This window comes from Celeribacter baekdonensis, assembly GCF_900102315.1.
GTDB lineage: Bacteria > Pseudomonadota > Alphaproteobacteria > Rhodobacterales > Rhodobacteraceae > Celeribacter > Celeribacter baekdonensis.
Genome location: NZ_FNBL01000012.1, coordinates 54,241 through 77,514, shown reverse-complemented (window position 1 = coordinate 77,514; position 23,274 = coordinate 54,241). Strand labels below are relative to the sequence as shown.

The 23,274-nt window shown below is 58.5% G+C and carries 26 protein-coding genes; 16 read left to right on the top strand and 10 right to left on the bottom strand.

Annotated features, from left to right (window positions below; all coding sequences use genetic code 11):
- Positions 1-24 precede the first annotated feature (24 nt).
- The 3 genes from BLT54_RS16960 to BLT54_RS16945 all read right to left on the bottom strand — a co-directional run bounded on the left by BLT54_RS16960 (position 25) and on the right by BLT54_RS16945 (position 4,497).
- On the bottom strand, positions 25-1,086 hold the full coding sequence (locus tag BLT54_RS16960) for a YncE family protein (protein WP_066707494.1): 1,062 nt from the start codon (positions 1,084-1,086) through the stop codon (positions 25-27).
- A gap of 682 nt (positions 1,087-1,768) precedes the next feature.
- Entirely contained in the window at positions 1,769-3,949 is a 2,181-nt protein-coding gene (locus BLT54_RS16950; protein ID WP_009573630.1) for a protein-disulfide reductase DsbD family protein, read from the bottom strand.
- 251 nt (positions 3,950-4,200) lie between these two features.
- Complete coding sequence (locus BLT54_RS16945) at positions 4,201-4,497, bottom strand: DUF2933 domain-containing protein (RefSeq protein WP_066707491.1); 297 nt, start codon at positions 4,495-4,497, stop codon at positions 4,201-4,203.
- A gap of 163 nt (positions 4,498-4,660) precedes the next feature.
- Between BLT54_RS16945 and BLT54_RS16940 the strand changes: the two genes are divergently transcribed.
- The 8 genes from BLT54_RS16940 (at position 4,661) to BLT54_RS16905 (ending at position 10,755) form a co-directional block, all read left to right on the top strand.
- Positions 4,661-5,224: a L,D-transpeptidase gene (locus tag BLT54_RS16940; RefSeq protein ID WP_066707488.1), complete on the top strand. Its 564-nt coding sequence runs from the start codon at positions 4,661-4,663 to the stop codon at positions 5,222-5,224.
- A 29-nt stretch (positions 5,225-5,253) separates the two neighbouring features.
- Positions 5,254-5,718 (top strand): c-type cytochrome, encoded by a 465-nt coding sequence (locus tag BLT54_RS16935; protein ID WP_066707486.1) that lies wholly within the window; start codon positions 5,254-5,256, stop codon positions 5,716-5,718.
- Positions 5,719-6,144: 426 nt separating this feature from the next.
- Positions 6,145-6,717, top strand: coding sequence for a c-type cytochrome (locus tag BLT54_RS16930; protein ID WP_066707483.1), 573 nt, complete (start codon positions 6,145-6,147; stop codon positions 6,715-6,717).
- Between the two features lie 11 nt (positions 6,718-6,728).
- A complete protein-coding gene (locus tag BLT54_RS16925) occupies positions 6,729-7,664 on the top strand; it encodes a c-type cytochrome (protein ID WP_096807334.1) in 936 nt (311 codons plus the stop codon).
- A 56-nt stretch (positions 7,665-7,720) separates the two neighbouring features.
- Positions 7,721-9,115, top strand: a complete 1,395-nt coding sequence (locus tag BLT54_RS16920) for a multicopper oxidase family protein (RefSeq protein ID WP_028095398.1) — start codon at positions 7,721-7,723, stop codon at positions 9,113-9,115.
- On the top strand, positions 9,112-9,582 hold the full coding sequence (locus tag BLT54_RS16915; RefSeq protein ID WP_009573641.1) for a c-type cytochrome: 471 nt from the start codon (positions 9,112-9,114) through the stop codon (positions 9,580-9,582). The genes BLT54_RS16920 and BLT54_RS16915 overlap by 4 nt, the downstream gene beginning before the upstream one ends.
- A gap of 5 nt (positions 9,583-9,587) precedes the next feature.
- Complete coding sequence (locus BLT54_RS16910) at positions 9,588-10,316, top strand: DsbA family protein (RefSeq protein WP_028095397.1); 729 nt, start codon at positions 9,588-9,590, stop codon at positions 10,314-10,316.
- A 118-nt stretch (positions 10,317-10,434) separates the two neighbouring features.
- Positions 10,435-10,755, top strand: a complete 321-nt coding sequence (locus tag BLT54_RS16905; RefSeq protein WP_009573643.1) for a YnfA family protein — start codon at positions 10,435-10,437, stop codon at positions 10,753-10,755.
- Positions 10,756-10,843: 88 nt separating this feature from the next.
- Here BLT54_RS16905 and BLT54_RS16900 read toward each other — a convergent pair whose 3' ends face one another.
- Positions 10,844-11,041 carry a heavy-metal-associated domain-containing protein gene (locus tag BLT54_RS16900; protein ID WP_009573644.1) on the bottom strand — a complete coding sequence of 66 codons (198 nt, stop codon included), beginning with the start codon at positions 11,039-11,041 and terminating at the stop codon, positions 10,844-10,846.
- A 174-nt stretch (positions 11,042-11,215) separates the two neighbouring features.
- On the opposite strand from BLT54_RS16900, the gene BLT54_RS16895 reads away from it, so the two are divergent.
- Positions 11,216-13,720 carry a heavy metal translocating P-type ATPase gene (locus BLT54_RS16895; RefSeq protein ID WP_038068303.1) on the top strand — a complete coding sequence of 835 codons (2,505 nt, stop codon included), beginning with the start codon at positions 11,216-11,218 and terminating at the stop codon, positions 13,718-13,720.
- 12 nt (positions 13,721-13,732) lie between these two features.
- Entirely contained in the window at positions 13,733-14,137 is a 405-nt protein-coding gene (gene cueR, locus BLT54_RS16890) for a Cu(I)-responsive transcriptional regulator (RefSeq protein WP_038068304.1), read from the top strand.
- Between the two features lie 55 nt (positions 14,138-14,192).
- Here the strand turns inward: cueR and BLT54_RS22875 are convergent, their stop codons facing one another.
- The 6 genes from BLT54_RS22875 to BLT54_RS22645 all read right to left on the bottom strand — a co-directional run bounded on the left by BLT54_RS22875 (position 14,193) and on the right by BLT54_RS22645 (position 18,793).
- Entirely contained in the window at positions 14,193-14,480 is a 288-nt protein-coding gene (locus tag BLT54_RS22875; protein WP_009574142.1) for a copper-binding protein, read from the bottom strand.
- Between the two features lie 23 nt (positions 14,481-14,503).
- Positions 14,504-14,980 carry a cupredoxin domain-containing protein gene (locus tag BLT54_RS22870; RefSeq protein ID WP_009574143.1) on the bottom strand — a complete coding sequence of 159 codons (477 nt, stop codon included), beginning with the start codon at positions 14,978-14,980 and terminating at the stop codon, positions 14,504-14,506.
- A gap of 26 nt (positions 14,981-15,006) precedes the next feature.
- Complete coding sequence (locus BLT54_RS16875; RefSeq protein ID WP_074646437.1) at positions 15,007-16,374, bottom strand: multicopper oxidase family protein; 1,368 nt, start codon at positions 16,372-16,374, stop codon at positions 15,007-15,009.
- The gene (locus BLT54_RS16870) at positions 16,371-17,771 is read right to left on the bottom strand and encodes a TolC family protein (RefSeq protein ID WP_043872337.1); all 1,401 of its coding nucleotides are present in this window, start codon (positions 17,769-17,771) and stop codon (positions 16,371-16,373) included. The genes BLT54_RS16875 and BLT54_RS16870 overlap by 4 nt, the downstream gene beginning before the upstream one ends.
- The gene (locus tag BLT54_RS16865) at positions 17,768-17,983 is read right to left on the bottom strand and encodes a hypothetical protein (protein WP_066707477.1); all 216 of its coding nucleotides are present in this window, start codon (positions 17,981-17,983) and stop codon (positions 17,768-17,770) included. The genes BLT54_RS16870 and BLT54_RS16865 overlap by 4 nt, the downstream gene beginning before the upstream one ends.
- Before the next feature lie 651 nt (positions 17,984-18,634).
- Positions 18,635-18,793, bottom strand: a complete 159-nt coding sequence (locus BLT54_RS22645) for a hypothetical protein (protein ID WP_169747690.1) — start codon at positions 18,791-18,793, stop codon at positions 18,635-18,637.
- Between the two features lie 314 nt (positions 18,794-19,107).
- Here BLT54_RS22645 and BLT54_RS16855 point away from each other — a divergent pair, with 314 nt between their 5' ends.
- The 6 genes from BLT54_RS16855 to BLT54_RS16830 are packed head-to-tail and all read left to right on the top strand — an operon-like array spanning position 19,108 to position 23,271.
- Positions 19,108-19,434, top strand: a complete 327-nt coding sequence (locus tag BLT54_RS16855) for a hypothetical protein (RefSeq protein WP_009574148.1) — start codon at positions 19,108-19,110, stop codon at positions 19,432-19,434.
- On the top strand, positions 19,391-20,074 hold the full coding sequence (locus BLT54_RS16850) for a lytic transglycosylase domain-containing protein (RefSeq protein ID WP_043872336.1): 684 nt from the start codon (positions 19,391-19,393) through the stop codon (positions 20,072-20,074). Before BLT54_RS16855 ends, BLT54_RS16850 begins: the two co-directional genes overlap by 44 nt.
- Positions 20,071-20,385, top strand: a complete 315-nt coding sequence (locus BLT54_RS16845) for a TrbC/VirB2 family protein (protein ID WP_043872335.1) — start codon at positions 20,071-20,073, stop codon at positions 20,383-20,385. Before BLT54_RS16850 ends, BLT54_RS16845 begins: the two co-directional genes overlap by 4 nt.
- Positions 20,386-20,406: 21 nt before the next feature.
- Positions 20,407-20,685, top strand: a complete 279-nt coding sequence (locus BLT54_RS16840; RefSeq protein WP_009574151.1) for a VirB3 family type IV secretion system protein — start codon at positions 20,407-20,409, stop codon at positions 20,683-20,685.
- A complete protein-coding gene (locus BLT54_RS16835; RefSeq protein ID WP_043872334.1) occupies positions 20,675-23,059 on the top strand; it encodes a VirB4 family type IV secretion/conjugal transfer ATPase in 2,385 nt (794 codons plus the stop codon). The genes BLT54_RS16840 and BLT54_RS16835 overlap by 11 nt, the downstream gene beginning before the upstream one ends.
- Complete coding sequence (locus BLT54_RS16830; RefSeq protein WP_043872333.1) at positions 23,056-23,271, top strand: hypothetical protein; 216 nt, start codon at positions 23,056-23,058, stop codon at positions 23,269-23,271. Before BLT54_RS16835 ends, BLT54_RS16830 begins: the two co-directional genes overlap by 4 nt.
- Positions 23,272-23,274 lie beyond the last annotated feature (3 nt).

Below are 23,274 nucleotides of genomic sequence, written 5' to 3'. Positions count from 1 at the left end.
CCTTTCATTCCCATCGGCAGCCCTTCAGGGAAGCGCCACCATCTGATGTCCTTCTCCTTCGACAGAAACTGTTTCACGCGTTTGCAGTGAGCTGGTATCGATGAGCCAAACCACGGGCTCTGCACGGCTTGAGACATAAAGGATGTCGGAGCCTGGAATTACCGTCAGGTGGTAGGGTTCTGGTGCAAGCGTGGCTGTGCGCACTTCCCCGGTAGCGAGTGCAACTGAGGCGAGTTTGTCCTCTCCCCTACCCGCGACGAACAAAGTTGCCCCATCATTTGACAGCCCCAGTCCATGAATCTCGCCGCCAATTTCGAAGGTCCGCAGCTTTTCACCGGTACTCAAAGACAGTTCCAGAACCTGACCTGCGTCCGCGTCTGCCACAAAGAGTCGATCAGTTTCGGGCGAAACCGCCGTATGTTCCGGGGTGTCACCTGCAATGAAGTTGCGACGAACGATACCCCGCGACAGGTCTACTTCGCTGATCGTTCCGTTACCGGTGTTGGAGACGTAGACGAGATTGGGATCAGTTCCGAACGCTGCATAGTTCGGCATCGATCCAGTCGGGACAAATGCCGTCATGCCGAAAGTCGCCAGGTCAATCACCGATATTCCGTCACCTGCCGGATGGGTCGCAACGGCAAAGCGTCCATCAGGGGAAACTGCCGTATGATGTACGGCACCCGGCACCTCTATCCGACGCAGGATATCGCCACTTTTTGCGTCCAGAATCGAGAGAAGACTGATCCCGGCATCGGGTGGCCCCATTGGCGCGGCCTTTGGTGCGTGGTGCGCGGCGTGATCGTCTGCAGACACGGTGGAGGGCTTTTCTAGCGCCGCGACATCCTCGCGCGGGATCTCCGAATAGCTGCCGGCGACCAGATACGGCACGCCGGGTGCGCCTGCGAGACCGTGGACCGCCTCGACATCATTGATCCGACGCAGGACTTTTCCAGTCTCCGCCTGAACCATCAGGACTGAATTGGCGCTGCCCTCTGGAATGAAGACCGTAGGCGGAGCGGCCAAAGCTGGTGCTGACACGAACAAAGTGGCGAGCGTATAGGCGATGCGGGGCGACATGTTCATTTTTGGAACCTTTATCTGGTCGAGATCATGCGGTGGCCGTGGCGAGGGCAGAAAACCGGCGGATCCACGGTTAATAGGAGCGAATGAAGTGAGGAGCGCGGTCAGGCAGAATCCGGACATCCAGACTACGAGCCTGTCGAAAAACCTAAGCGTCACGATTGGCGTAAAAGCCGAAAGGGAGGCGCTTCGCTACCTCGCTGACTGGAATGCTCAGAAGAGAATGGGGACGTGTATGAATTCGTCATCGGCGAAAGACGCCGATTGCCGCCACGACATTACCATTCGCGTGCTACGGTTCGAAACTACTGCGCTGACAAGCCCGTTAGGGATCAGAGCAGCGGCGCAACCGGGATGAATTCCGCAATCCGCGTCCAGAATAACGTGGACGGAGGAATTTGCGTCGGTGACCTGAACAATCTGCGTCTCTAACCCGGCAGGCTCGCCCTCATGCGCATGCAAACCATCGGCAATGAGACCGAAAAACAAGGCTCCGATCAATATCAGGACGAAGCTGACGCGAATACGCGACACTCTTCTGACATCGATATGTGGCCTTGATCGCATGATTTGAGTCCTTCCTAGGTGATTATAACACGCTATCCAGATGGTGTGGTTGATCTAAATCAGGGCGTTAAATGCTGCCTGACTCGGCGTCCTTGATGCGCAGCTTAGGCGAAATTACTCAGTCGGCACTTTGCTCCAAAGTGTTTCCAAATCTGGAAACCTTCACATCGTCCTCGATGAGCGTTGCTTGAGCGGCCCCCGGACGCGCCGCGTGCAGAGCAGCAAGAACATCCTGAGTCGACAATATTTCAGACAGGATAATTCCTTCGGGAGCAGACGGCCCATAAACCGCGTTGAATGGAATGCCGTAACGGTTGTTGGTCTCCAAAAAACGGGTGATCGCGTCATCTGGGCGGGTCCAGTCGGCCAGCATCGGCGTGACACCAGAGCTGTTCAATGCCGAAAGAACCGGGTCGCGTTCAAGAACGAGCGCCTTGTTGGCTTTGCAGGTCAAACACCAATCGGCGGTTACATCGACAAAAACGACCTCTCCGCGTGAAACCCGACGGGCAATATCGCCGCGGTCAAATGTGACCCAGGCAATTTTTCCTGCTTGGGCATCGGGTGCGGCGGGTGTTGCCAAGAATGGCGCGGCCGCGACCGCGAGTGCCGCCAGCGCCAGCCCAAAGGGCCAGCGAAGAGATCTTGGCACCCAGGGCGATGCCGCTATGAAGAGCATAACCGCACCGAGAGATGCAACTGTTAGGGCCGCGCGCGATCCAGCAACGCCGAGCAGGACATAGAACAGCCATGCCGCGGTACCCATCAGGAGGATGCCAAGGCCGGCTTTCAAGGCGATCATCCAGCGGCCGGGCTTGGGCACGAACCGAACAACGTTCGGCACGATGGCCACCAACAGATATGGGCTGGCCAGACCTAACCCGAGAAAGGTGAAAACGACAGCGATGTCTATCACCCGCCCCGCAAGTGCGAATGCGATAGCTGTTCCAAGAAACGGCGCGGAGCAGGGAGTAGCCATGACCGCCCCGAAAAATCCGGTGGCAAAATCCGCTCCATAACCGGCCGTACCTCCTGCTTTCATCAACCGCGTTGTCAGGGCGGCTGGCAAAGAGAATTCGAACAGTCCAAACAGGTTTGCGGTGAACAGACCAAGGATCAGGAGCATCAGAACCAGGAACGTTGGGCTCTGGAACTGGAGCCCCCAACCGACGGCAACGCCAATCTTTTGCAATGCGAAGAGAACAGCCGCGAGTGCCCACATAAAGACCATGACTCCGGCGGCGGCGGCCAAGAAGCCTGCCCTGACTTGGGCATTGCCGCGTCCTTCGGATTTCAGGGCAGAAGATAACTTGATCGACAGAACAGGAAGCACGCAAGGCATGGCGTTCAGGATCAAGCCCCCAAGAAAAGCGATGATGGCGATCCAGATCACTTGATCAATGCCGGGGACCACCCGATCAATACTGAAAGGGGGAGTTGGGGCGGTTGTTGCCCGATCTGGCGTGACGGTGAGGGCGTGATCCGGCCCGTCCGTCACGGTTACCCGTGGCGGCGCGTCTGTATCTGCCATGTAGGCAAGAATTGGGAATTCAGCCCAAAGCGTTCGCCCGCTTGCCCCAAGGCGAATGTCGGGCTTCCCCAACGTGTTGCCATCACCAATTTCAGGAAAGACGTCCGGGGTTTTGAAGGCAGTCGTGGCAGCTATTTCTATCGTTAGGCGGGTGAAATCATCGTTTATATGGGATGTGGCGGCGGTCACGCCTGCCGCTCCTCCTTCCGCCGGAACGCGTGCGAGAAATGCCCCGATACGATTAGCCGAGACTTGATCGATTGAGTTCCCCTGAGGCAACGAAAGTGCCAAGTCAAAATCCTGGGGGACACAAACTGCTGAGCAGGTCAAGAGCTTGACGTTTGCTCTGAGTTCGACAGGTTCCCCAGGATCCTTCAGGGTGATCTGAAGTGGAAAGACAACCTCATCATGATAGCCGAAGTTTTCGATGCCAAAGGCAGTGAACCGCTCGGGCGCAGGCCATAGGAAATCAACGCCCGCGACATTCGTCGACCCGCTCCAGTCGATCTGTGGCGGAATGCCAACCTCGCCAGGCGAACGCCAATAGGTTTTCCATCCGTCAGCAAGGTTCAGATCCAGACCGGCGGAGAGCGTTTGAGCTTCGGCGGAAACGGCATCCTCGGCGGAGATCAGCCGCGCTTCCACCGCAGTGACCTTGTGGGCGACTGATACCTCGGCCGTTGCAGCAAAGGGGATCAAGAGCCAGAACATTGCGGCAGCGAGGGTACCGCAGAAAGCAAGACGGATTGGCGAGCGCCAGATGGTCATCGCACTATCTCCAGGCTTTGAACTTGAGTGGCAACAAAGCCTGATCGGCCGTTTACACAATCCAACTGGCCCACACCGTTGGAGATAGGCCCTGCCAGACGACATCCATTGGGCAGCTCCAGCTCTGGTGACTTTGTCGACAAAGTTGGCGGCGGGTTTGTCGGGCACAGGACTGGTCCGCCGGAACAAGCGCTCACGAAAATCGCTCCCAAGAAGACAGTCGCCAGCCGCGCTCTTGTTCTCATTTCGACTTACCGCCGGACGGCGCTGTCGGTCATATCTTCAATCGGCACTGGCTGGGGGGCGGTCTGCTTGTGCTCTTTGCTTCCATGGCATGAACGCCCCATCATCTTGTGCATCACAAAATGGGCGCCAACGCAGAGCACCAGAGGCGCAAAGACGGTAGCGTTTGCCCAAAGGCCTGCGACGGTGCCTCCGCCAATCAGGAAAGCTGCGATGGGTAGAAGCATGACAGCACAGCAAGCCATCATGCCCCAGTGCATCAACTTTCCGTGGCGATTGCCACCTGACTCGCTATCCTCTTGCATGGAATCCACCTCTGATTTTGGTCAACGCATCCTGTTTAGCTTGATCTCCCGCTGGAAGGTCAAGGATACACTTCGATACAAATCTTGCGGCCTGTTGCGGTTGAGATTCAGCCCCATCTGAGCAATGCCTGTCTCGTCCAATTGAGTAACCAAGGACGAACAAATGGCAGAGAGACCGAGTTTGAACAGGCGGAGCCTGATTGCAATTTCAGGCGCATTCTTGATGACCCCCCACACTCTTCGGGCGGAAGAGGCTGGTGTGGTAAGACGCAATATCTCGTCGTTCGTTCTCCACAATTGGCGTGATCACTTTGACCGTCTCGGGAAGGGCATCATCATTTCGGATACTGTCACAAAGGTGCTCCAACACTGGACAGAGGATGAAGAGATGCGGATTTACCCGACCTCTGTTCCCTTGACTGATGAATTGACGAAGCGCGGGTATACAGAAGTTGTCGAGAAACGGGAAAATCCAAGTTGGGCGCCGACCCCTTCAATGCGGGAACGCAATCCGGAATGGCCAGCCTATGTGCCTGGAGGAGATCCCTCCAATCCTCTGGGAACGCGTGCGCTCTATCTGTCGTGGCAATACTACCGGATCCACGGAACCCAAGACACGCGGAAAATCGGGCGTCGATCATCAAACGGCTGCATCGGCCTTTACAACGAACATATAGAAGAGGTCTTCGATCGCACGCCGGTCGGGACGCAGGTTAAGTTGATCTGAACGGATCACATGCAGGAGAGTAAAACACTATGAATTTCTGGGGATGGTTCGTTAGCGGGTTCTTCGTGCTCGGCCTTGGAGCGGTCGGTTGGCAAGCGTTGCAGCCGGCCCCGGCGCAGACCGCTCAAGGACACTCAATGGTTCCGCCGGACACGAGCGGCATTCCTCAGGGCGCGCCCATTGCCAATGTAATAATTCCCGCTGAGTTTTCGCCGCAAGCCCAAATGGGGCAACGCGCGTTCGAGGCAAAATGCGCCAGCTGTCATGGTGAAAATGCCGCAGGCCAGAATGGGGTCGCTCCTCCGCTTGTTCACAAAATCTACGAGCCGAACCACCATTCCGATGCCGCGTTCCTGAATGCGGCGCAAAACGGCGTCCAATCTCATCATTGGAATTTTGGCAATATGCCTCCCGTTGAAGGCCTCACCCAAGGTGATGTGAAGATGATTGCTGGATACGTGCGCGAACTGCAGCGCGCGAACGGGATCAACTGACTTTGGTCGTCAGGCTGAACATCTTCCGTAGCGCGATCCAGATTCTCCTGCTGGTCTCGATTGCGTTATTTGTCGTTCTCCCGGCGGGATCTCTCGATGCAATTGGCCATGAAACGGTCGCTGCCAAAGTTTCCGAACGAAGTGCGCAAAAACATCAGACCTCTCATGAGGAAGATGCAGATAATCTTCTCCCCGGGCATTGCGATCCGGGGCCGGACTGCTCGAAAAATATGGTAATTGTCATTTTATCAGCTCCGAGAGCTTCGACCAACTTGTCGCAATTGCCTCGCGAACATCCAGATCAGAGCTTTTCTAACCGGAATGTCCTAAGGGACACCCCGCCTCCCAAACACCTATCCTGACCTAGGGGCAACCACGCCTCATCAAATTAAATCTATCAAGCATGGAAATACAGGATACGGAACGATGAAAAGCAAACTGATGATCGGCCTCTTGGCAGGAACGACAATGGCCGCAGCTGCATTTGCACATGGTGGCGCGGAAGGCGTCGTCAAGGAACGCATGGACGGCATGATGGCCATGGGGCAATCGGTCAAAGAACTGGCTCCGATGATGCGTGGTGAAATCACCTATGATGCTGAAGCTGTTCGTGCGGGAGCACGCGTCTTTGTCGAACATAGCGAAGGCATGACCGAATTGTTTCCCGAAGGGTCTGCTGGGAAACCGTCGGAAGCAAAGCCCGAGATCTGGTCGGATTGGGAAGAATTCAGTGCGCTCGCAGAGCAGCTCAAGGTGGTTAGCGAAGGTCTTGCCAAAGCCGCCGACAACGGGCTTATGGCGTCAGCGGCGGGAATGGATGCAGGCTCTATGATGGGCACGCAATCCCCCGGTGGCATGATGGGAGCTTCGTCCATGATGGGAACTTCGTCAGGAAGCCCGATGATGGACTATGCCTCGATGCCCGCAGATGGGGCATTCAACATGGTGACCCAGACATGTTCGGCATGTCACGCGAAATTCCGCTACGAGGCGAAGTAAAGATGGGCCGGATGAAAAAACTGGTCTTTGCTGCAGGGGCGCTTGGCGCCCTTGTGGTCGGCGGCCTTGTGATCTGGCCGATTGGCAAGGTGCCCGCGTCGATCACGCAAACGGGTGATGTCCAGCGCGGCGCCTATTTGGCTCGCGTATCCGGGTGCATTTCATGCCACACCAATTCAGAGGCTGGCGGCGCCGCACTCGCAGGCGGCGCGGGGCTGGCGACAGATTTTGGCACGTTTTTTCCGCCCAATCTGACGACAGACAAAGAGAGCGGCATCGGGGGGTGGACGGTTGAGCAGTTCGCCAAGGCGGTTCGCCAGGGCATCAGTCCTAGCGGAGAGCCGTATTATCCCGCTTTTTCCTATCCGTTCTATGCGGATTTCACGGATCAGGACATTGCCGACCTTTGGGCAGCTTTCCAGACCGTGCCACCGGTCGCCGAGGCAGCGCTTGAGCATGATGTCAAGTTTCCTTTCGATCAGAGATGGGGCCTGAAGCTATGGCGGGCGGCCTATCTCTACGATCCACCCACGGAACCCATTGACGAGAAAAACGCACAATGGAACCGCGGTCGCGAGCTGGTTCGAGGTGCAGCACATTGCGGTGCTTGCCACACGCCACGCAATATCGGAGGCGGGCGCCTGCTTGACGCGGTTTTTGCTGGAAATGAGGCATTGCCAGGGGGGAGCAAGGCGCCTTCGATCACGCCGAACTCACTGGCGGAACGCGGCTGGACCGTTTCCAACCTCGCCTATGCGTTGCGTACTGGCGTGACGCCGTCAGGCGACGCTTTCGGCGGCAGCATGGTGGAGGTCGTGCAGGGCAATACGCGCTTTTTGTCCCCCGATGATCTGGAAGCGATGGCCGTGTACTTGCTTGATGGTGACGAACCTCGAGCCGACCGGGTCGCTCAGGGCGAGGGCGCCGCTGCTAATAAAGACATGTGACTGCAATAGAGACAATGTGTGAGCCAAAACTGGCTCGCACAACAAACGAGAACGAAATGACACACACCAGAAGAGCATTCATTCAATCGGGGTTGGCAATGAGTGCGTTGAGCTTCTTCCCCAAGGCCGGATCTGCAGCCACCCCTGAATTTCAGGTGATGACAGCGCAAAGTGGCGCCGTACAACTCGCCCCTCCGGACTACCCCAAGACGGAGATTTGGGGCTATGACGGAAAGTTTCCTGGCCCCGTGATCCGTGTTCGGCAGGGCGCGCGTCTTCAACGTCGGCTCGTCAACAAGTTGCCGCAGGCGACGTCCCTGCACTGGCATGGCGTGCGGATATCAAATGCGATGGACGGCGTGGCCGGGCTCACCCAAGATGCCATCCCCACAGGCGAAACCTTCGACTACGATTTTGCCGTTCCAGATGCAGGAACTTTTTGGTTTCACGCGCATAATCGCTCCGTCGAACAGGTCGCTCGTGGGCTCTACGGAGCGTTGATCGTCGAAGAACCGATAGCCCCGGATGTTGATCGCGATGAAGTCCTTATTCTTGACGATTGGCTCCTCAACCCGGAGACCGCACAACTCGACCCAGATTTTGAAGCCGTTCATGATCGTAGCCATGCAGGCCGACGTGGCAACTTTGTCGCCACCAACGGAAGCTTCAATTCTACGCTCAACGTGAGCCAGGGTGAGCGGATGCGGCTTCGGTTGATCAACGCGGCAAATGCCAGGATCTTTGTTTTGGGCCTGTCAGGTCTAAAGGGGTGGGTGATGGCGTTCGACGGAATGCCACTGGTGACGCCGAGTGAGATCAGCGAACCGATCATCCTTGGGCCGGGCCAACGAGCGGATTTGTTTGTCGACGTCATTGCGGATGAAGGGGAAAGTGCTCATCTGGTGCGGCTTGAAGACGGCCAGGGATTTGCCCAAACCGAGTTTCGCGTGACCGGCACTTTGGCCTCCGCTGTGCGGGATGTCCCCCAAGTTCTGCCACCGAACCCTAATATGGATGTGCCGGGACTGGAGCAGGCGAGACGCATCAGGCTCAACATGGAAGGCGGGGCAATGGGCAACCTTGACGCAGCCATACTTGAGGGTGAGCGAAAAACGTTCCGCCAACTGGTCGACGCGAACCAGTTCTGGGCTTTCAATGGTACCGTGGGCATGACCGAGAAGCCACTGGCTAGCCTGTCACGCGGTGAAACAGCGCGAGTGGAGATCTACAACGATACATCCTTCCCCCACGCCATGCATTTGCACGGGATGCATTTCCGGGAGGTGCTGGAGGGCGGTGAAGTTGGTCCCCTGCGGGATACCTTGCTGATGTTCGGTGGCGAGACTCGCGAGATCGCCTTCGTTGCCGACAATCCGGGAAAGTGGCTGTTTCACTGTCACATGCTCTCGCACGCGGCATCCGGCATGATGACGTGGCTGGAGGTCGCATGAGATCAGCTTACCTGGCGGTAATTTCATCCATTGGCCTGATTGGGCTAGGTGCAACCTGGTGGTTCAGCGGCAATGCCTCCCAGGGTTCTTCCCCGTTTGACGACGTCAATATCGAACTGGGGCAAGCTCTCTATTCTGAAAACTGTGCGTCCTGCCATGGCGCCAATCTCGAAGGGCAACCAGACTGGCGAAGCCCTGGTTCAGATGGCCGCCTGCCCGCGCCGCCGCATGATCGCAACGGTCATACCTGGCACCATAGTGACCAGATTTTGTTCTCCTACACCAAGCTCGGGGGGGCGGAACTGATGCGACAACAGGGCTCAGATTTCGACAGTGGCATGCCGGGCTTCGCCGGCAAACTCACAGATCAGGAAATTTGGAACATTCTCGGCTTCATTAAGTCGACCTGGCCAGAGCGAGAGCGCAATGCTCAGGCCGCACGCACAGCAGCAGAACAAGAGGGATAATGGACATGATTTTCAGAAATTTGATGCTCGTATCGTCATTTGCCTTACTTCCAATGGCAGTGCAGGCCGCAGACCTGGACGAAGCGCGGGTCAAGGAACTTGTATATGAGGCTATCCGCGAGAATCCGCAAATCATCATGGAAGCAGTCGAAATACTTCAACGTCAGGACGCCGAAGCCCAGGCACAAGCGCAGGCAACCGTCTTGCGCGATCAGCGACAATTGCTCGAGCAAGACCCGAATGCACCGGTTCTCGGCAATCCCGATGGGGATGTGACCGTTATCGAATTTTTCGATTACAACTGCCCATATTGTCGCCGCGCTATGCCGGAAGTTCTGGCACTGCTGGAGGCTGACCCCAATGTGCGTCTGGTCTATCGCGAATGGCCAATTCTCGGGGACGGATCCGTGTTTGCAACCAAAGCTGCACTCGCATCGCGGCTGCAAGGCAAGTATGAGGCATTCCACTGGGCCCTAATGGGTATGAACGGCCGGGCGGAAGAAGCAAGCGTTCTCAGGATAGCACAAGAGGTCGGTCTCGACATCGAACGCCTTCAAACTGACATGGAGCGCCCCGAAATTGAAGAGCATATCGCGACCTCGATGCGGTTGACGCAGTCGCTCGGCTTCAGTGGCACGCCTTCATTTGTGATCGGCGACAATCTGGTTCCAGGCTTCGTGGAAAGCGATAAGCTCACGGAACTGGTCGACAACGTGCGGGCGTCGGCAAACTAGCACTCTGCGGTGGGTTCTGACATCACGCCCGATGAGCAATGATGCAGGCGAATGAGTCGGAGCCCCTACAGACCAAAAGACCTAGGCACGGCCTACCACTGAAAGAGGCGGCGAGAAGATGACTTACCTTTGGTATCTTATTGCTGCCTTTGCCGAGATCGCTGGATGTTTTGCTTTCTGGGCATGGTTGCGGCTCGATCGTTCGCCGCTTTTGGTCGGGCCAGGTCTGGTAAGTTTGGCACTCTTCGCATGGCTTTTGACGCGCGCAGAAAGCGAAATGGCCGGTCGGGCATATGCAGCTTACGGGGGCGTCTACATAGCGGCGTCCATGATCTGGATGTGGCTAGTGGAGGGGAGCCGACCGGACCGCTGGGACATTGCAGGCATTCTTCTTTGCCTCCTAGGCAGTGCTCTCATCCTGTTGCCTTCGCGCTCATGATCTGCGGAACCTCAGAAAACCAGGCAAATCCGTCGCTAGAAATCGCTAGGTCATCGCACCCGTCACGACGGGTGCGATGACCCATAGATTAGGCAGTCACGGTATTTTCGTACCCAGCTTCACGAAGCAGGGCCGTCAGCCGTTCTGTTGACAGTGCACCTTCAACAGAAACCGTGCGGGCCGGAATGTCGCAAGATACGCTCGCATTTGCGTCAGCTGCCTTGATCGCCTTTTCGATCGTACTGGTGCAATGACCACAACTCATGTCGGGAACGTTGAATTTCATGTCGATGTCTCCTCTGTGACAGCTTGTTCAGTGCAGATGGGGCTTCCAGTGGGGGGAAGGTCAAGGGTCTCCGTAGATTTTTAAAGCGAAGCCAGGAAAGTTCAAATTGGGTATTGACCTTCCAGTCACTGGAACTCCTATTTGGGGTGTCAAATGGGATTCCAGGAGACTGAAATGACAGATCAATCCAAAGTGACACTCTCGATTGAAGGAATGTCTTGCGCCTCATGCGTAGGGCGCGTGGATCGGGGCCTAGCCGCGTTGAGGGGAATATCCGATGTCTCGGTGAACCTCGCGAACGAGACTGCGCGTTTCAGCGTGGATGGTTCGTCCCACCTGCAAGATGCGGTCCAAGCCCTGAAAGATCTCGGGTATCCAGCGCGAACGGCATCCGTGACGCTGAACATCGCGTCCATGTCATGTGCTTCTTGTGTCGGGCGCGTCGATAAGGCACTTGCCTCGGTTCCCGGCGTGTTGGAGGTCAACGTTAATCTTGCGGCGGAAAATGCGCGCATCACATATCTTGAGGGCATGACCGACCCTGTGGCCCTCATCCGTGCATCCGAGCAAGCCGGATATCCAGCCAGCGTGGCCGAGGCCACGGCAACACAGGATCGCACTTCGCGAAAAGAAGAGGAAGCGCGCGGGTTGGCACGCCGGGTGGCACTGGCCGCAGCACTCGCTTTGCCGGTTTTCCTGATGGAAATGGGCGGGCACCTGATCCCGGCCGTGCATATGGCGATCAACAATACCATAGGACAGCAGGCCAGCTGGTTGATCCAGTTCATCCTCACAACGGCTGTGCTCATTGGGCCCGGCCGACAGTTCTATCTGAAAGGGTTTCCGGCCTTGCTGAAAGGTGCTCCAGACATGAACAGTCTGGTCGCCGTCGGCACAGGCGCAGCTTATCTTTATTCAGTTGTCGCAACGTTCTTCCCGTCGCTGATGCCCGAGGCCGTCCGCGCTGTCTACTTCGAGGCCGCCGCGGTCATCGTGGTCCTGATCCTGATCGGGCGCTGGCTCGAAGCGCGAGCGAAAGGGCGAACAGGGGCTGCAATCGAGAAGCTGCTCGGCCTACAGGCTCGTACGGCGCGTATTTTGCGTGACGGCGATGCGGTCGAGGTCGAGATCGATGCCTTGCGCACCGGAGATCTGATTGTTGTGCGCCCCGGAGAACGACTCGCCGTGGACGGTGAGGTTGTGGACGGCGAAAGCCATGTCGATGAAAGCATGATCACCGGGGAACCCGTGCCGGTCGGCAAGTCGGCTGGTGATCCTGTCACGGGCGGTACGGTCAATGGCGCGGGCAGTCTGACCTATAAAGCAACGCGTGTTGGTGCGGATACCACGTTGTCCCAAATCATCCGCATGGTCGAAGATGCGCAGGGCGCCAAGCTCCCCATTCAAGGGTTGGTGGATCGGATCACGCTTTGGTTCGTCCCCGCTGTGATGACCCTCGCCGCCTTGACGATCCTTGTCTGGCTAATATTCGGCCCTGATCCCGCCCTCACCTATGCGCTGGTCGCGGGTGTCTCAGTTCTCATCATTGCTTGTCCCTGCGCGATGGGACTGGCGACGCCGACGTCGATCATGGTCGGGACCGGTCGCGCTGCTGAAATGGGCGTGTTGTTCCGCAAGGGGGATGCTCTGCAAGCATTGGGGGACGTCAAGGTTGTCGCTCTGGACAAGACCGGCACCGTCACCGCCGGACGTCCCGCGCTGACCGACCTTGTGCTGGCGGAAGGAGCCGAGCGCTGCACCGTTCTTGCGGCAGTCGCATCGGTCGAAGCCAGATCAGAACACCCGATCGCCGAAGCTATCGTGCGCGGCGCGCAGGCGGAAAACATCAGACTGTCGGAACCGAGCGCGTTTACTTCGATTACAGGGTATGGCGTGCGCGCCATCGTTGACGGGGCCGAGGTTGTTGTCGGAGCTGACCGAATGATGCAGCGCGAAGGGATCGATCTTGGTGAACTCGCAGAGGCTGAAACTATGCTCGCACGGCAAGGTCGCACCGCACTCTTCGCCGCAATCAATGGCAAGGCGGTGGCTGCGATTGGCGTCGCCGATCCGGTCAAACCCTCGAGCCGAGCCGCGATTGCCGCACTGCACAGTCTGGGTTTGAAGGTGGCAATGATTACCGGCGACAAACGCGAAACGGCAGAAGCAATTGCCGAAGAGACTGGTATCGACCACGTGATCGCGGGGGTCTTGCCCGACGGCAAGGTGGCGGCACTGGAAAATCTGCGCCAGCAGGGCACATTGGCCTTTGTTGGCGATGGCATCAACGATGCACCCGCGCTCGCCCACGCGGATGTTGGCATCGCCATCGGCACTGGCACGGATGTGGCGATCGAAAGCGCAGATGTCGTATTGATGTCCGGTGATCTTCGCGGCGTTGTGAACGCTTTCGAGATCTCGCGACACACCATGCGAAACATCAAACAGAACCTTGGTTGGGCCTTTGGTTACAATGTGGCTTTGATACCCTTGGCCGCCGGAGCGCTTTATCCGAGTTTCGCCGTGCTGCTGTCACCGGTCGTCGCTGCCGGTGCGATGGCACTTAGCTCGGTCTTTGTCTTGACGAACGCCTTGCGGCTGCGGCGCGTAAGACCGGCGATGGACGAGCGCCAAGAGTCTGGGCGGGTGGAGGACTTCGCCCCCGTCCCGGCCGAGTGAGAGGAGGCAGAAATGAACATTGGTGATGTTGCCGAGCGGTCAGGAGTGCCGGCCAAGACCATTCGCTACTATGAGGATATCGGTCTAGTAACACCTTTGCGCGCTGCAAACGGGTATCGAAGCTTCAGAGAGATCGATTTTCATAAGCTGGCATTCATCGGACGAGCGCGAGCCTTGGGATTTACAATCGAAGACTGCCGTACGCTTTTGGCGCTCTATAACGATGACAATCGAGAAAGTGCGCAGGTAAAGGCCGTCGCAGAGGAGCACCTGCGCCAGATTGATGAAAAGATCTCTAAACTCATGTCGATGAAAGAAACTCTTTCGTCTCTCGTGCACCAGTGTGCTGGCGATCACCGACCGGATTGTCCAATTCTTGCGGATCTTTCTGTCGTAGACGACGCAACTTTCTCATGATCTCCGACGACGAATGAAATCGCGCGCCCTGCGAGACAGGGCGCGCGACCTGTAGTTACTGCACCAGCTCTGTAATAGTCAGCTTGCCATTCACACGGTCGGCAACGAAGTTGATCTGTGCGCCTTCACTCAGCCCTTCCAGCATCGCGGGATCGGCGAGAACGAAGACCATTTTCATTGCTGGCATGTCGAGGTTTTCCAGCGGGCCATGGTCGACAGTAATCTTGTTCCACTTGGCATCGATCTTGGTCACCGTGCCCGAGGACATGGCACTATCGCTAGCAGCAATTGCAGTTCCAGCGGTCATCAGAAGGGCAGCGGCGAGCGTCAAAAATTTGGTCATGATTGGTTTCCTTTGATTTGAGATCAGTTGACAGTAAGGGCGCCGTGCATGCCGCCTTCATAGTGGCCGGGCAGCAGGCAGGCGAATTCGAAGTTGCCGGCCTTGTTGAAAGTCCAAAGGATCTCCGCCTCTTCACCTGGTTCAAGGCGCACAGCGTTAGGGTCGTCATGTTCCATCTCAGGGAACTTGGCCATCAGCTCTTTGTGTTCAGCGTTTTGTGCCATCGAATCCATCACGAACTCGTGGGTTTCCTCACCCATGTTCGTGATGCGCAGGCGCACGGTTTCACCCTCAGAAAAAGTCATTTCCGAGGAGGGTTCGAAGACGAACGGTGCGTCCTTGTCGTAGTCCTCACGCATTATCACATCGATGGTTCGCGTGGGTTCATGGCCATGCATCGCAGGCATGCCGATGGCCATTTGACCGTTGCCGTGCCCGGCGTCCGCAATTGCGAGGGCGGGAATCAGGGCCAGCCCCAATGTCAAAAGTGCAGTTTTCATGAGCGTGTTTCTCCTGTGCTCTGGCATCAGCCCTGCCGCACGCCGCCGCGCGGCGTGATCACGGTTTTCGGACTGGTGTTGTATGCATGTTCGGGCAGCTCGCCCGTCCATTCGTAGGCCTGTGTTCCGGGCGGGTTGTCGTACCAGCCAGGATCGCTGTAATCGTCGCGGTCGATGCCCTCGCGAACCTTCACCACGCTAAACATGCCACCCATTTCCAATGGGCCATGCGGCCCCCATCCGGTCATCATCGGCACGGTGTTCTCGGGGATCTCCATCGACATCTCGCCCATATCCGCCATACCCGCCGTGCCCATCGGCATGTAGCCAGGCTGCTGGCGGCGGATCATTTGGGTCAGGCGGGACTTGTCGGCGCCAATAAATGTAGGGATGTCGTGGCCCATAGCATTCATGGTGTGGTGCGACTTGTGGCAGTGGATCGCCCAGTCACCTTCGTGAATCGCGTCGAACTCGTAGGCGCGCATGGCGCCTACAGGAATGTCGATCGAGACCTCGGGCCAACGGGCACTTTCCGGCACCCAGCCTCCGTCAGTACAGGTGACCTGAAAGTCATAGCCATGCATGTGAATTGGGTGGTTGGTCATCGTCAGGTTGCCACAACGCACACGGACGCGGTCCCCCTTGTTGACCACCAGAGGATCGATGTCCGGGAAGATCCGGCTGTTCCAGGTCCACATGTTGAAATTGGTCATCTCGGCCACGCGCGGGATGTAGGTCCCCGGGTCGATGTCATAGGCCGCAAGGAGGAACGCGAAATCCCGGTCCACCGGCATGAACGCCGTGTCGCGCGGATGCACGATGAAGAGCCCCATCATGCCCATGGCCATCTGTACCATCTCGTCCGCATGCGGGTGGTACATGAAGGTGCCGGACTTGATGAGGTCGAACTCGTAGACGAAGGTCTTACCCGGCGGGATGCCGGGATGCGACAAACCACCAACTCCATCCATTCCCGATGGCAGGATCAGTCCGTGCCAATGCACGCTGGTATGTTCCGGAAGACGGTTGGTTACGTAAATACGCACCCGCTCGCCTTCGACCGCTTCGATTGTGGGTCCGGTGGATTGGCCATTGTAGCCCCAGAGCCGCGCAATCATCCCGTCCGCCATAATCCTTTCAACAGGCTCTGCAACGAGGTGGAACTCCTTTACATCTCCGTTCATGCGATACGGCAAAGACCATCCGTTCAGTGTTACAACGGGGTTGTAGTCGAACCGATCCGAAGGCCTTGGGGGAACTTGTGTATAGGGGCTGTCGGTAAAGGCGGCCTCGGGCAGATCGCGAAAGCGTGTTTGCGCGGCCCCGGCGTTCGCCAGCACAGCTCCAGCGCTCGCGGTCAATCCCGCGCCCAGTAATTGACGACGGTTCATCATTCTTCGCTACCTCCGGTCAGAGTAATTGCCCCGCCCCAAATCGCCGCGGTCGCGTCTGTTTCGGCAAGCCAGTAGTCACGTTTCGCTTCTGCGGCAGAGAGGCGCGAAGCGAGCCCCTCCTGGGCATCAGCGATCAATTCAAAGGTCGAGGTCAGCATGCCGTTGTAGGACAGCAGCGCTTCGTCATCGATCTGGCGTCGCAGAGGCAAAACAGAGTCGCGCCAATGCCGCGCGATGCTATGGCGACCGGTGATGGCCCTATAGGCCATGCGTGCGTCCGAACGCGCATCGACGGCCTGCTGGGCCAGCCTGTTCGCTGCCTGCAGATAGGCCATGCGGCCACGCTTCGACACCAGCGGACCGGTGTCGTAGAGCGGGATCTCGAAATCTAGAGCAAGCGCTGGATTGGCCTCGGTTTCTCCGGCTGCACGTTCCAGGTCGAAACCAGCCACCAACTGGACGTCCGAGACCATACGGGTTTGCCCGGTCAGACGGTAGTCCAGCGCGAGCGCCTCGAGTTCCAGCTTTCCAGATGCCAGGTCTACGCGGTTTGCCAGTGCCAGCTGTTCGATATTTCCTGCAACGCGCGGGCCACCAGGCAAGGCGGGCAGCGAGTCCGGCACGAATACAGTGGTGTCGCTACCCCAAAGCCCCATCAGCCGAAGCAGTTTTTCTTTGGCCAATTGCGCCTCCAATTGGGCGGCTGCACGTTCGGCGGCAAGCTCAGCAGTAAAGGCATGCTCTCTTGCTTGATCGGCCTTGCTCATCGCGCCGGTACGGCCCAGTTGCACAGCAAGTTCGGACGCTGCCTCGGCAGTGCCCTGAGTTTGAGCGATCAGTGCAGCGGCTTCGAAAGCGCCAACCGCCTCAATCCAGGCCCGGCGGGTTTCAACGGCCAAGTCTATCGTGTCGGCGAGCGCAGCAAGTTCGGATTGTCTGAAGCGAATCTCCGCAAGTTGGGTCCGCGGTGCGGATGTTGCCACGTCGAGCAGGGAGTTGATTAATGTTGCCTCAAGTGTGCGAGTGACATCGCCAGCCAACCCGGAGATTGACACACCGATCGAGGGCACCGGCCCCATAGCCACTTCCCATAAGTCAGTTGAGGACAGACCTAGCTCAGCGAAGCTGGCTTGAAGTGCGGGACTGTTTATCAGGGCAACCTGCACTGCGGTGTCGGCGCTGACGGTCTTACCATGCACCATGGCGTGAACCCTCTTGCGCGTTTCCTCAAGGTCCGCGGCAGACAGGTTCCAGATCGGTGTGGCCCCTAGAGCCTGGCGTGCACCCGTCTCGACACTGCCAAAGCCCGCGCGATCTGGTTTTGCGCGCTCAAGAACGGCAGGACTGGCGCAGGCGGACACCAGCAACATGGACCCCATGAGAAGAGGCAGTTTCATTCGCCACCCTCCCGTTGTTCATCATTCAGCGTCCGCCATTCGGCCGGTTCTCCGACCGAGTAGCCCGCGTAAGCAACAACAGGCCCGGGTTGCGCAGACGCGACCACAGGCGATGTAACCGCCGCCGTAAGCGCTGGCACGGTTTCAAGTTCAGGAAGCGCCGAGCAGGCGGCCCCGAACAGCGGCAAGGATGCCGCAAGCAGAATTTTCACTTAGATTTCCTCGAAATGTCAGATGCAGATGGTCGCAGTCAAACTGCGGCTACAGGTGCATCAGGCGCGAGGAGGGCGCCGCAAACCTTCGGGTGTGGCCGAACGGACTAGGGACGCAATATCCCAGGACCGGAGGGAAACATTAGCGGACTGCTTTGTGCAACTTTCGGCACCTACGAAGTCTCCGACCACGCAGATATGTGACGCACAGTGGTCTGCTCCATGGTCGATATCTGCAGCCGGAATGTCCGTTTCATGATGGTGGCGCTCGTTTGAAGACTCCTGGGCGAGTTGTTCAACAGAGCACGAAACCATGGCTGATGCATTGGACGGCATCAGGGTCACTGCCACCAATATGGAGGCAATCTGGAGTATCCCAAAAAAGGCCCGAATCCTGTACATCATTTTTGAAGCTGTATTGCTGAAACAAAATGTCGGCAAGTCACCAAAACGTGTGGGCCAATTTTTCATACATTCTTCGTAGAAGTCTGAACAAACTGCTGAAATCCTAATCGATCAATGAATGTGCGAGCGCGGATGTCGCAAGCGGTGACGACATGATCGCCCGCTTGAAAAACATCATTGCGTTAGAGACTGACGGAGCGTTGGTCTAACGGTTGATTTCTACTGGCGGCACAAACCCGTAGTCGCTTACTCGAGAGCATTCAGGAACCTGGCGTAGTCATCACTGACCTCCCTCGCCTCAACAAAGGCGCGAGCGCGCTCGGCGTCGAGACAACGAAAGTAGTCCTGCACATCGGCAATGTAGGTCTCGAAATCGCTTCTGATCAGATCGGCGTAGGCACGCATGTCGTCTTGCGACTGAGGCAAGAACGGTCGTTCGGGAGGTACGCAATCTGCTGCCGCGGCTATCGGCATGCTTCCAAGCAGGAACGCGAACAGCAACGGTGCGTTGCGCGCAATAAACAGCCGCAGGGCAAAACTCCTTTGCCGCCTTTAAGATTATCATTCTGTCGGCTATCACCGTTATCGGAGCAAGGCGAACTTCGTCAACACGTTATTATTGTCTTGCTATCATTAATGTTGTTTTGTATCGCTCACGGTGTTGCGACCCCGTGGGCCTGATACTGCACCCAGGCAGAACAAGGACCCAAGGGAAGGCCATGATTGAAGAAGCCCCGAATGTGGTTACAGAAGACGGACTGCGCGGCTTGCTCGCCGAGGGCTACCTCATTGAGGTGGTCTGCAAGGAGAGAGCAGAGAAGCGCCATAACAGCTGGTACGGCTCGTGGGTCATCCGCGCCGTCGCCACTGATGAGCGTGACGATAAGATGCTCGTCACCAGCCGAAGCGTCCTCAAGCTCCGCGACTTCAAAACCATCGTTGGCCTTGTCAGTTTCCTGGCCGACATGGGCTGTACGACCGCTAGCATCCCACTTGAAGAAGGTGGCCGCGAGCGCCACGCCGCGCCTCCGGTCAAAGGCAGCTGACCGCGCGACTGCGCTCGTCGTTGCTTTGGGTACAGGCGTTTGTTCCGCGCCCCCGGCCCTGGCCGACGGTTTCATCTTTTCGGTTGGCCCAGACGGCCAATTGATTTCCTCTTCTCAAGAGGCAAACGGGCGCCTTTTTCTCTTCGCAGAACCTCGCGTTCCTGACGCAACGAGCGAGACAGCGATCCCGGCTCGATCCGCCGCCCGCGCCACCCCAGAAATCCTCCATGCGATCGAGACCACGGCTCTGCGGTATGCCGGGCATGGTGCGCTGCGTCGCGCAGGGCTTTCAGTCACTGATTGGGCGCTCCTTTACCGGGCCAATATCGAAGTCGAGAGCGCATACAATCCGGCTGCACGTAGCCCTGTCGGTGCCATAGGCCTTGGCCAGCTTATGCCGGATACCGCCCGCGACCTCGGCGTGGACCCACATGACATTGCGCAGAACCTCGACGGATCAGCCCGCTACTTGCTGATGATGCTCGACCAGTTCGGTGAGGGTTCTCTGGCCCTTGCCGCGTACAACGCTGGCCCTGAGGCGGTCACACGCCACGGCGGCATCCCCCCTTTTCGAGAAACCCAAGGGCATGTGGCCCGTGTGACTGCCGTGTTTGAGCGGCTCAGAGGAGATCTTTCATGACATCGAGGAAACGTCAAAGCGTGCTCCGCACGCGGGCGATCGTCGCGCTCGGCGCGACGGCCCTTATCGTGCTGGCGGGTCCAGCGCTTGCGCAAAGCATCGACCTCTCGCCGGTACAGACCCTGCTTCAAGGCATTGTCGATGCGATCACCGGTCCCTTGGGCATCGTGATTGGCACGCTCGCACTGATCGGTGTGTTTCTTTCCTGGCTCTTTGGCATCCTCGACTTTCGTCAGGCGCTTTGGGTCGTGGTTGCAATCGCGGGCATCGCCGCAGCACCCACCATCGTCGCCGCCATCTGGACCACCTGAGCAATCCCGGAGTTCTTGGCCATGGCTGACCAGTCCCGCGTGTTCATCGGCCTTCTCAGGCCACCCAAGCTGATGGGCTTGCCGATCATGTACGCCATGGTCTGGCTCTTCGGCTCGACGCTTCTGTTCCTCTGGGTGCAGAGCTGGGTGGTGGCTGTTTTCGCGGGGCTGGCCTGGCCGGCGCTCTGGAAGGCCGCGGACTGGGATCCGAACTTCCTCGATGTCCTGGTGATCACCCTGCAGGAAACCCCGCCCACGACGAACCGCAAGCTGCATGGAGGCGACAGCTATGCCCCGTGATGGAATTGCCGATGAGATTGAGAACGCCATCGATCCGCTGACCGCGCTACCCGCATGGGTCAAGGGCGAGAAGCGGCTCTCAATGATGCTGCCTTATGTGAGCCTCGTGAACGACCGAACGATCCGGACACGCGGCAACGAGCTGATGCAATGCATCCGGCTCGAGGGGGTGAACAGCACCACGAGCGAGGACGGGCATCTCGACCGGATCGGAGGGTTGCTGGCTGGCATCGTGGCGCAGGTCGGGACCGAGTTCTCATTCTACTTGCACAAGGTCTCGAAAGCGGTCGACGTGACCCTGCCGCCCGTTCCGGGCGAAGGGTTTGCGGCCGCCGTCGACAAACGATGGCACGCGCATCTCGGCCGCGCGAGTTTGCGCGACAAGACGCTGACTCTGACCGTGCTGAAGCGCCCCGAGGCGAGCAGCCGTCTGCCCTTCGGTCTGGGGGCGTCTCGCTCGCGACATGCGGCCGACACCACCCGCCGCTTGCGCAAGCTCGACGAGGTTGTGGGGTTTCTGCTGTCCTCCTTCGATGAGCTGAAGCCCCGCCCGCTGGCCGCAAGCACCGGCGAGCTTCTGGGCTTCCTCGGTTCACTCAACACGGGCGAGGAGTCCCCGCTTTTCCCCCGGTCGCGCCTCGGTGTGATCGCCGAGGACGTAGCCAATACGCGCGTCACCTTCCGCGGCACGACCATCGCACTCTCGGACGGTGCCGTCGGCGACAAGCTCGGGGCGATCTTTGCGGTGAAGAACTACCCGGCCAAGACCGATAGCCTGATGCTCGACGAGTTGAATCTGCCCGTCGACATGGTGGTCACGCACTCTTTTGTGCCGATCAACGCCAACATCATGGCGGGCCGGATCAAGCGGCAGCTGCGGCTAATGCAGGCCGCCAATGACGGAGCCGTCAGTCTCGCCCAGGAACTGGAACTCGCGCAGGACGATCTGGAATCCAAACGCCTGATCTTCGGCGAGCACCACATGACCGTGGCCGTCTATGCCCGCACCCAGACGGCGCTTGACGACATCGCGGCCGAAATCCGCAACATCTCCGCCACTTCCGGGATCAACCTGATCTCGGAAGCTTTCGGGGCGCGGGCGCATTTCATGGCGCAGCATCCCGGGAACACAGGGGCGCGCAGCCGCAAGGCCGCAATCACGAACCACAACTTCACCGATCTCGCCACCTTTCACCGCACCCCGCTCGGAAAGACAGGTCGGGAAGTCCCCTGGGGCGTGCCGATCACGCTCTTTCCGACACCCGAGCGCAGTGGTTTTCGCTTCAACTTCCACGAACAGGGCGCGCCGGATCGCGAGCCCACGGGAGGCCACACGCTGATCCTCGGCCGTCCCGGCTCCGGCAAATCCGTCCTGGCGGCTTTCCTGATGACCATGGCACGGCGGGCAGGTGCGCGGGTCTTCGTATTCGACTATCGCGCGGGCATGGAGATGGCCGTCCGCGCGCTCGGCGGCAGCTATTCGACCGTGCGGGCGGGGCGCCCCACGGGCCTCAATCCGCTCCAGACCGAGATCGACATGCGGGGCCAGGCATGGCTTGCTGATTGGCTCGCGAGCCTCTTGGAGCGGCGCGATCGACCGCTAACCCCGGTTCAGACCAACCGATTGCAGGAAGTCGTGCGCCAGAACGCGAGCGCAGGACATGCGGGCCTACGAAACTGGTCGGATTTCGCCTCGCTGCTGGTCTCGACCGATGACGAGGGCGATCTCTTCGAGCGTATGCAGGAATGGACGGCCGAGGGTCGCTACGGCTGGATCTTCGGGGCCAATGCCGAGGACAGTTTCAGCATCGATGGAGACGTCGCGGGCTTTGACCTCACCGGCATCCTCGATTCCGAGAGCGAGCGGGAACGCATGGCGGTCCTGTCCTACCTCTTCCGCCGGGTCGAGCGGGTGATCGAGGACCGCAAGCCCACCATCATCGTCATCGACGAGGCATGGAAAGCCCTCGACAACGCCTACTTTGCGGAGCGCCTCAGCAACTGGCTGGTGACCGCCCGCAAGCAGAACGCCGTCGTCGTGATGATGACGCAATATGCCAGCCAGCTCGAGCGCACGCGCACCGGCAAGACCATCGTGGAAGCGGTGCCGACGCAGGTGCTCTTGCCCAACATTCGTGCTTCCGCCGCTGACTACGCGATGCTCGGCCTGACCGAGAAAGAGCTCGACGTGCTTCTGGGCGTCGGCTCGGCCTCGCGGCTCGCGCTTGTACGCGACGACCGTGGTTCCGTCGTGATCGATGCCGATCTCAGCGCGCTCGGCCCGCTCGTGACCATCCTTGGCGGAATGGAGAAGGGCGAAGCGCTTGTCGGCGCCGATTATCGCGAACGTCCTGATTTCTGGAGAGTGACATGACCCGTACCATCATTCGCAGCGTAGTGCTGCTCGGGCTCGGCCTGACCCTGACAGCCTGTGCGCAGCATAACCCCCCGCAAGCCAACTGCTTCAATTTTCGCGAGGCTCCTGCGCAGGCAGGAACCGCCACCGCCACGATCTCGACCATGGGGGCGGAGGTCACGCGCCGCGACAGTCCTTGCGATTTCGTCCTCTTGGGGGCGGGCGGCTGAGCC

Bases quoted from the DNA above. Each gene is read 5' to 3' on its own strand.
- BLT54_RS16895 (WP_038068303.1), top strand. From the start codon at position 11,216: ATGACAGATCAATCCAAAGTGACACTCTCGATTGAAGGAATGTCTTGC.
- BLT54_RS16835 (WP_043872334.1), top strand. From the start codon at position 20,675: ATGCCCCGTGATGGAATTGCCGATGAGATTGAGAACGCCATCGATCCG.
- BLT54_RS16910 (WP_028095397.1), top strand. From the start codon at position 9,588: ATGATTTTCAGAAATTTGATGCTCGTATCGTCATTTGCCTTACTTCCA.
- BLT54_RS16925 (WP_096807334.1), top strand. From the start codon at position 6,729: ATGAAAAAACTGGTCTTTGCTGCAGGGGCGCTTGGCGCCCTTGTGGTC.
- BLT54_RS16830 (WP_043872333.1), top strand. From the start codon at position 23,056: ATGACCCGTACCATCATTCGCAGCGTAGTGCTGCTCGGGCTCGGCCTG.
- BLT54_RS16950 (WP_009573630.1), bottom strand. From the start codon at position 3,949: ATGACCATCTGGCGCTCGCCAATCCGTCTTGCTTTCTGCGGTACCCTC.
- BLT54_RS16875 (WP_074646437.1), bottom strand. From the start codon at position 16,374: ATGATGAACCGTCGTCAATTACTGGGCGCGGGATTGACCGCGAGCGCT.
- BLT54_RS22870 (WP_009574143.1), bottom strand. From the start codon at position 14,980: ATGAAAACTGCACTTTTGACATTGGGGCTGGCCCTGATTCCCGCCCTC.
- BLT54_RS16855 (WP_009574148.1), top strand. From the start codon at position 19,108: ATGATTGAAGAAGCCCCGAATGTGGTTACAGAAGACGGACTGCGCGGC.
- BLT54_RS16840 (WP_009574151.1), top strand. From the start codon at position 20,407: ATGGCTGACCAGTCCCGCGTGTTCATCGGCCTTCTCAGGCCACCCAAG.
- BLT54_RS16915 (WP_009573641.1), top strand. From the start codon at position 9,112: ATGAGATCAGCTTACCTGGCGGTAATTTCATCCATTGGCCTGATTGGG.
- BLT54_RS16900 (WP_009573644.1), bottom strand. From the start codon at position 11,041: ATGAAATTCAACGTTCCCGACATGAGTTGTGGTCATTGCACCAGTACG.
- BLT54_RS16870 (WP_043872337.1), bottom strand. From the start codon at position 17,771: ATGAAACTGCCTCTTCTCATGGGGTCCATGTTGCTGGTGTCCGCCTGC.
- BLT54_RS16920 (WP_028095398.1), top strand. From the start codon at position 7,721: ATGACACACACCAGAAGAGCATTCATTCAATCGGGGTTGGCAATGAGT.
- cueR (WP_038068304.1), top strand. From the start codon at position 13,733: ATGAACATTGGTGATGTTGCCGAGCGGTCAGGAGTGCCGGCCAAGACC.
- BLT54_RS16935 (WP_066707486.1), top strand. From the start codon at position 5,254: ATGAATTTCTGGGGATGGTTCGTTAGCGGGTTCTTCGTGCTCGGCCTT.
- BLT54_RS22645 (WP_169747690.1), bottom strand. From the start codon at position 18,793: ATGCGTGCCTACGCCGATCTGATCAGAAGCGATTTCGAGACCTACATT.
- BLT54_RS22875 (WP_009574142.1), bottom strand. From the start codon at position 14,480: ATGACCAAATTTTTGACGCTCGCCGCTGCCCTTCTGATGACCGCTGGA.
- BLT54_RS16960 (WP_066707494.1), bottom strand. From the start codon at position 1,086: ATGAACATGTCGCCCCGCATCGCCTATACGCTCGCCACTTTGTTCGTG.
- BLT54_RS16930 (WP_066707483.1), top strand. From the start codon at position 6,145: ATGAAAAGCAAACTGATGATCGGCCTCTTGGCAGGAACGACAATGGCC.
- BLT54_RS16945 (WP_066707491.1), bottom strand. From the start codon at position 4,497: ATGCAAGAGGATAGCGAGTCAGGTGGCAATCGCCACGGAAAGTTGATG.
- BLT54_RS16940 (WP_066707488.1), top strand. From the start codon at position 4,661: ATGGCAGAGAGACCGAGTTTGAACAGGCGGAGCCTGATTGCAATTTCA.
- BLT54_RS16905 (WP_009573643.1), top strand. From the start codon at position 10,435: ATGACTTACCTTTGGTATCTTATTGCTGCCTTTGCCGAGATCGCTGGA.
- BLT54_RS16845 (WP_043872335.1), top strand. From the start codon at position 20,071: ATGACATCGAGGAAACGTCAAAGCGTGCTCCGCACGCGGGCGATCGTC.